At 50.2% G+C, this 1,624-nt stretch carries 1 protein-coding gene and 1 pseudogene; one reads left to right on the forward strand and one right to left on the reverse strand.

The window, feature by feature from the left end:
• A pseudogene (locus tag ACTIE6_RS23595) lies at nucleotides 1–922 on the forward strand (PepSY domain-containing protein); the annotation flags it as partial.
• Between the two features lie 5 nt (nucleotides 923–927).
• Here the strand turns inward: ACTIE6_RS23595 and ACTIE6_RS23600 are convergent.
• The coding region (locus tag ACTIE6_RS23600; protein WP_439558967.1) for an FAD:protein FMN transferase at nucleotides 928–1,624 on the reverse strand (697 nt) is incomplete at its 5' end.

Below are 1,624 nucleotides of genomic sequence, written 5' to 3' on the forward strand. Positions count from 1 at the left end.
CTTTGGCTCACATGCTTATCCCGATTTCTGCAAATTTGCTTTCGAGGTGGATACCCTTTTGGCCAAACAGGATTGGGCGGTTCCGCTTGTTGAAATTCATACCGTAAATGATAAATCTCCGGAGGAATTCAGTCAATGGGCGGCTAACTGGTCACAGCACGCGGGCGTGCCGCTTTCGGTAACTTCGGGACTCACAGTAGCAAGACAGGAGCTTATGCAGGCATTGACTGTTGTGGACAAAACACCTGTGGCCGGTGCCGGAGAATCATTTTTGATACGCCTGCGCCCGCAGCCAGGAAGTGCATTTACATCCGGCGATTTGCTCGCCATTTATCCTGCAAACGATCACCGCGAGCGCCTTTATTCCATTGGTAAAATTGGAAATGATGTGCAGCTGAGTGTGAAGCTACACGCGGGCGGACTTGGATCAGAGTATCTCTGCCGGCTGGATGCAGGTGCTTCCATCGATGCGAAAATCGTAAACAACGGACATTTCCACTTTCCCGGGCCGGGCAAAACAGTGGTGATGATTTCCAACGGAACCGGTATCGCGCCGTTTTTAGGAATGATCGATCAGCAGCCCGAGGATGCGGATTGTCACCTGTATTGCGGATTTCGCGACCGGGCTTCTTTTGAATTGTACCAAAATGTGTTGAAAAAAAGCAGGAACGAAAAGAAGCTGCGCAGCCTGCAAGTGGCCTATTCCCGCGAAGGTGAAAAGCAGTATGTGAAAGACCTGCTTGCAAAAGATGAAACACTGCTGACCGAAACACTGGCAAATGGCGGCGCGATTATGCTTTGCGGCTCGCTTTCAATGCAAAACAATGTAGTCGCGTTGCTAGAAGAAATCTGTCAGAAACACCTTGGAAAACCGGTCAGCTTTTACCAGTCAAGAAGCCAGATTTTAATGGATTGTTATTAAGAATGTCAGCGGTTTTTCCGCTTGCTTCTGTATTTCGCAATATCGAGGTTTTTGGAAGCAGATACCTGGTTATCGTCTGTGATCATCACACAGCTGAATGCGGGATATTTGCTCAGGAGCGCCAATCCAGCCTCTTTTCCCATCACCATAATGGAAGTACTGAACCCGTTTGCCATTTCGGCGCTTGGTCCGAAGACGGTCACGCTGGTCAGTCCGGTAGCGGGATAGCCCGTGGCGGGATTGATAATGTGCGAGTAGCGTTTTCCATCCAGCATTACAAATTTCTCATAACTGCCCGAGGTAACAACCGCGCCTTGCTGAATGGGCAGTACCGCAAACAACTCACCCGGTTTCACGGGATCATTAATCCCGATTACCCAGTCGCGACCGTCGGGCTGCTTTCCCCACACGCTCATATCCCCGGAGCCATTTACGATACCAGCCTGAATACCTCTTTCCAGCATCATACTTCTGCATTTGTCCGTCGCGTACCCCTCCCCCAATGCACCAAAGCCGATTTTCATCCCTTTCAGTTTCAGAAAAATTGTCAAGTTCGCTTTGTCCAGAATGATATTATGGTAACCCACCAGCGCGACCGATTTCCTGACAGCCTCGGGCGAAGGCATTTGCGTCATGGAGCCGTCGTACTTCCAGATCCGCTCCATAGCTGCGAAACTGATATCGAATGCACCCTGCGTGAGT

Origin of the sequence: Dyadobacter sp. (assembly GCF_051859145.1) — a bacterium.
In the GTDB taxonomy this organism is placed as follows: Bacteria; Bacteroidota; Bacteroidia; order Cytophagales; family Spirosomataceae; genus Dyadobacter.